This is a genomic window from Rhizobium sp. 18055 (assembly GCF_902706285.1).
GTDB lineage: Bacteria > Pseudomonadota > Alphaproteobacteria > Rhizobiales > Rhizobiaceae > Rhizobium.
This window is the reverse complement of sequence record NZ_CACSKD010000188.1, coordinates 1-482: the sequence shown is the minus strand read 5'-3', so window position 1 is coordinate 482 and position 482 is coordinate 1. Positions and strand designations below refer to the sequence as shown.

Here is a 482-nt window from a genome sequence, read left to right as displayed (position 1 = left end):
CCTTCCCTGCCTGGCGCAACACGCCGCCGCTCAAGCGCGCGCGCGTGATGTCCAGACTGAAGGTGCTGCTCGAAGAGAACGCCGACAAAATCGCCGCCCTCATCACCGCCGAACACGGCAAGGTGCTGGCCGATGCGCACGGCGAGCTGCAGCGCGGCATCGAGAACGTGGAATACGCGAGCTACGCGCCCGAGCTGCTGAAGGGCGAGCACAGCCGCAACGTGGGTCCGAACATCGACTCCTGGTCCGAATTCCAGGCGCTGGGCGTCACCGCCGGCATCACGCCGTTCAACTTCCCGGCCATGGTGCCGCTGTGGATGTGGCCCATGGCCGTGGCCTGCGGCAACACCTTCGTGCTCAAGCCCTCCGAGCGCGACCCCAGCAGCGCGCTGCTGATCGCGCAGCTGGCGCTGGAAGCGGGCCTGCCGCCAGGCGTGCTGAACGTGGTGAACGGCGACAAGGGCGCAGTCGACACGCTGCTG

At 68.0% G+C, this 482-nt stretch carries 1 protein-coding gene; it reads left to right on the top strand.

Translation table 11 applies throughout. The features are described from left to right. Positions 1-482 (top strand): aldehyde dehydrogenase family protein (locus GVL52_RS31885; RefSeq protein WP_160012711.1); only part of this gene is annotated, 482 nt, incomplete at both ends.